Here is a 4,952-nt window from a genome sequence, read left to right on the forward strand (position 1 = left end):
CAGGAACAGGTCCTATGTACCCTTGACCTATAAAGTTGAATGCTTCAGAAAACTCGGCAATTGTATATCCTCCTGTGATGGCATATGCCAAGCCCCTAGCTACGCTCAATGTTCCCAATGTAGCTATGAAAGCAGGGAGCCCTACCTTGGTTATCATAAACCCGTTAAACAATCCAAATCCCAGTCCTACTCCAATAGCAATCAATATGCTCAAAGGTATATTCAGTCCCCAACGCCTCATTGCATATGCACATACCACCCCTGCTATACCAAATACCGAGCCCACAGAAAGGTCTATTCCTCCGGTAATTATCACTATACACTCACCTATAGCCATAATCGCTATATATGAAAACGCCCTTATTACAGAAAACAGGTTATCCGGTTGGACAAATCTTCCGGTTATAAAGGCTAATATCACGCATAAAACTATCAAAATTACAAACACACCAAAGGAACTGGAAGATCTCATCTTTCTAAAACGTGCATCATTCCATAAATTCAAAGATGTAGCATTGTGGGTTTTCTTTTCCATTTTTTCAGCCCCTAATTATAGATTTTGACTTATAGCCATCTTCATTATTTTTTCCTGAGATGCCTCTTCTCTGGTTAATTCTCCTTTTATCCTTCCTTCATGCATTATGATTATTCTGTCACTCATTCCCAACACTTCAGGCAGTTCAGAGGATATCATTATTATGGCTACACCCTGGCCTGCCAGTTGGCTCATAAGATAATGAATTTCTCTCTTTGCACCTACGTCTATGCCTCGTGTAGGTTCATCCAATATAAGTACTCGGGGTTTTATAGCCAGCCATTTTGCTATTACGACTTTTTGTTGATTGCCTCCGCTCAGGTTTACCACTTTCTGCTCTTTATGAGGGGTTTTTATGTCTAATTTTTCTATGTATTCACCGGCAACTTTTAATTCTCTGCTGTTATCCAAAAGCCACCTATGGCTTACTTGCTCTAAATTAGCCAGTGTAATATTTTCCTTCACCGTCATCTGAAGTATAAGACCTTGCAATTTTCTATCCTCGGGAACATATCCTATGCCTGCTTTTATCGCATCATAAGGGTTTTTTATATCTACTTTCTGCCCATTTATGTATACGTCCCCTGTCCTTTTAGTGTCTATTCCAAATACCGACTGCATAACTTCTGTTCTGCCCGCCCCTACTAATCCTGCAAAACCTAATATTTCCCCTGCCCTCACATGGAAATTGATGTCCTCTAAAAAATTTTCTGTGCCCAAGTTTTTTATCTCCAATACCGGCATTCCTATATCAGCCTGATGTTTGTCGAATAAATCTTTTATTTCTCTTCCCACCATCACCTGTATTATCTTTTCTTCACTGACATCTGCTGTAGTGAAAACACCTGCATTTTTCCCATCTCTCAATACGGTTATTCTGTCCGATATCTTAAATACTTCCTTTAATCTATGGGATATAAAGACAATGGATACTCCCCTTTGCTTTAACCTTTTTATTATGGATAATAGAACATCGGTCTCGTTATCGGTGAGGGATGATGTGGGTTCATCCATCACTATCAACGATGAATTCATGGATAAAGCCCTGGCTACTTCTACCATCTGCCTTTGGGCAATGGAAAGATTTTTGACCAGTGTTCCTGTGCTTACCTTTAATCCCACCATATCCAATAGCCTTTTGGCCTCCTGATTCGTTTTGCCCCTATCTAAGAAGAATTTTTTTGAGGGTTTTTCTCTACCTAAAAATATATTTTCTGCAACACTCATATTAGGTGCCAAATTCAATTCCTGATGAATAAAGCTGATACCCATATCCCTAGATTGAGCAGGAGAATCTATCTTTGCCATAACATCATCGATGAATATCTGGCCTGAATCCATTGAGTGTAATCCTGCCAGCACCTTCATTAGAGTGGACTTGCCTGCGCCGTTTTCCCCTACCAGCGCCATCACTTCTCCTCGCCTTACTTCCAAATCTACATCATCTAACGCCTTGACCCCTGGGAATTGCTTGGTTATTCCCTTCATAAGACATACTACATCGCTATTTATGCTCATCCCTCCTCTAACTTTTTCTCCATCAGCCGTTAGTCAATAGTTCAATGATATACATCTCTAGTGCTTCATAATCCCTTTGTTGTATACATCTTTGTTGTAGGTTTTTATCCAATTTATCTACCTTTTTTTCTAAAATTTTTACAATTTTTAAACTGTTCTCAAGGTGCCTATAACACACTTCATCCTTTTGAGTCCTCATAGCCTTTACATCCAATCCTATATATTCTCCCCTGCTGCCGTAGTCGTTGTCCACCAGCACTTTTATTTGATTGAACGCCGTCCTTAAGTTTTCTACCCCGAAGGCCTTGTCTTGATCGTACTTAATTCCATTCTGATCGTTTAGATGCACTCCCCACAGCTTGCCAAAGGCTAAGGCAAAGGCCATCTCATTGGCAGGGTCAAGCCCGGCCAGCATTGCATGGGCAGTCTCTAAAAGCCCCCCAACTCTATCAGGGTCTATAGTCTTATAAGCAAGGCCCATGACATGGCCTATTGTAGGACAAAAACTTCTGTCTATAGGTTCGTTAGGTTTTGTCTCAATAAGTACTTTGATATTCTCGTCATATTCCAGCATTTTGCTTATAGCCTTTGCTATTCTGTTGACACCCTCTACAGGGTCTTTGCTTTCATAGCAAAGGGTACCCTCTCTTGCCAGCCAGAGAACCACCTTATCACACCCTAATACATTTGCTATATCTATAGACCTTAGTGCTCTCCATAAAGCAAATTCTCTATCTTGTTTACTGTTTGATGTAAATCCTCCGTCTATTGTATGAGGGTCCATCCACAATCTAGGTGCTACAAATTCAGCTACTAACCCATTTTGATCCAGCATCTCCTTTACTTCCGCAGCTTTGTTTTTTATGCCCTCTTCAGTCAAATGGTTTATCTCCGGCACTGCATCGTCATCATGAAATTGCACAGCATCCAGCCCTATTTCTTTAAATCTTTTTATCTTTTGTTCCAACGGTATGGTATTCCTTACTTCAGGTCCAAAGGCATCCGCTCCTTCATGCACATTCCATGGACCTGCTGAAAATTTGAATCTTGACAAATCAAAATCCCCCTTTCTCGCCCATTATTAAAAAATTCTATAATTACAATAAATCCCCTCTAGATTGTTTTTGGGTTTCTATCTCCTCATTCAATCTAAAATCCGGAATGGTAAAAAATCATCCCATAGATATCTTATCTTTATACAAAGAAAAGTAAGCCTTCAAAAGACTTATCAAAAATCAGAGTCCACCTTGATCCCGGCCCTATAATTTGTAGGGCTTAAATTTGTTACTTTTTTAAATATTCTGCTGAAATAGTTAGGACTTTTGTAGCCTATTTTAAAAGATATTTGTTTTATAGTTAAATCAGTATCTTCTAAAAGCTGCTTTGCTTTTTCTATTCTGATATATATTAAATAGTCACTGAATTTCTTTCCGGTCTTTTTGTGAAACATAGAGCTGAAATAGGTTGGATTTAAGGATATATGGTGGGCCACTTGCTCTAAGGTTATATCTTTTGAATAGCTGGTTTGTATATATTGTAATGCCTTTTTTAAAATATCACCAAAATCATTTTGCCTAAAATGGATTACCAGGTTACACACCAATTCAATTTTGTCCTTGCACCAGGTCACCAAATGTCTATAATCGGCGATTTCGAAAAAACTATGTAGATACTGCTGATCTTGTATCAATTTATTTCCCCCTTCTATGGGCAAATCAGCCAATATTCTGAACATTAAGACAATAATCTGCACTAATCCCCTTTTTATTTTTTCAATAGAATGGTCATATGTAGAATCCAACCAGTTCAATATTTCACTGAAGATCGCTATGCTTTTTTCTTTGTCTCCTTTTTTTACAGCATCGATAAATAGCTTTTCCTTACTTATAGGATAGTTAACTTTTGCCCGGGAAGGCATCGAAACATCGGAAAAACTGATTATTTCGTCGTTGCTGGTATATCTCAAAGCTTTCAAAGCCTCTTCAAAAGATGTATATATATTTGATCTGCCTTGATATACATTTCCTATGCCTATTCTGGTTGGATATTTTTCACCTGAGCTTACTGCTTTCATCACCTTTTGGCAAATATCAAAGATATGCTCATCTTTTTTGGCAGGTATGTATATTATGACTCTGTTTGTCATCAGAGGCCCTACTAAACAATTACAGACTTTCTTTGAAGAATATTTCAGGATATCGTAGAACTTGAGCCTGGTTTTTCTTTGGCTCTCATAATTTTGCCATTCACTGTCTTCCAATTCAACAATCACTATACATCCACAATCCAAGGAGACATTCAGTATATCTTGATAGCAGCATATTTCTTTATCTTGAATTTGGTTGAATAAAATAGAATAGAGGAATTGGCTCTCTAGAAAAGGAATAACCTTGTTTAGCCTGTCTTTATATTCTATCTCCATCTTTTTCATGCTTCGCTCATTTTCAATCAATCTGATAGCCTTTTTCATACAATTCAATATCATATCTTTATCTATGGGTTTTAACAGGTAATCCACCACGTCTAATGCTATCGCCTGTTTCGCAAAATCGAATTGCTGGTATGCAGATATTATTACAAATTTTGCATCTTTATATGTCTCTTTAATTTCTTCTATAGTCTCAAGGCCATCCAATCCCGGCATCTTTATATCCATAAAAACTATATCCGGTCTAAATTGGTTTAGTTTTTGGATGGCCTCTATACCTGAAGACATGAGCGCCGGGTTGTTTATTCTCGGGAAATACTTTTTAAACAGCCTTTCCATAGTTTCTAGCACTAGAGGATCATCATCCACCACCATAATGTTATATGTCTCTGTTTTCATTATAATCCACCTCTTTTTTGGTAAAATCGAGGTTTCTAAATCAGCTTTAGTTTAATTATTCTATAAATTACT

At 37.8% G+C, this 4,952-nt stretch carries 4 protein-coding genes; all 4 read right to left on the reverse strand.

The features are described from left to right. Positions 1–535 (reverse strand): ABC transporter permease (locus PHP06_10460; GenBank protein ID MDD3840963.1); only part of this gene is annotated, 535 nt, incomplete at its 3' end. Positions 536–550: 15 nt separating this feature from the next. Then, positions 551–2,053 carry a sugar ABC transporter ATP-binding protein gene (gguA, locus tag PHP06_10465; GenBank protein MDD3840964.1) on the reverse strand — a complete coding sequence of 501 codons (1,503 nt, stop codon included), beginning with the start codon at positions 2,051–2,053 and terminating at the stop codon, positions 551–553. Between the two features lie 22 nt (positions 2,054–2,075). Next, the gene (locus PHP06_10470) at positions 2,076–3,107 is read right to left on the reverse strand and encodes a sugar phosphate isomerase/epimerase (GenBank protein ID MDD3840965.1); all 1,032 of its coding nucleotides are present in this window, start codon (positions 3,105–3,107) and stop codon (positions 2,076–2,078) included. A gap of 174 nt (positions 3,108–3,281) precedes the next feature. Continuing rightward, complete coding sequence (locus PHP06_10475) at positions 3,282–4,880, reverse strand: response regulator (GenBank protein ID MDD3840966.1); 1,599 nt, start codon at positions 4,878–4,880, stop codon at positions 3,282–3,284. Positions 4,881–4,952: the final 72 nt, after the last annotated feature.

It is taken from the genome of Clostridia bacterium (assembly GCA_028698525.1).
In the GTDB taxonomy this organism is placed as follows: Bacteria; Bacillota; Clostridia; order JAQVDB01; family JAQVDB01; genus JAQVDB01.

Bases quoted from the DNA above. Each gene is read 5' to 3' on its own strand.
- gguA (MDD3840964.1), bottom strand. From the start codon at position 2,053: ATGAGCATAAATAGCGATGTAGTATGTCTTATGAAGGGAATAACCAAG.
- PHP06_10475 (MDD3840966.1), bottom strand. From the start codon at position 4,880: ATGAAAACAGAGACATATAACATTATGGTGGTGGATGATGATCCTCTA.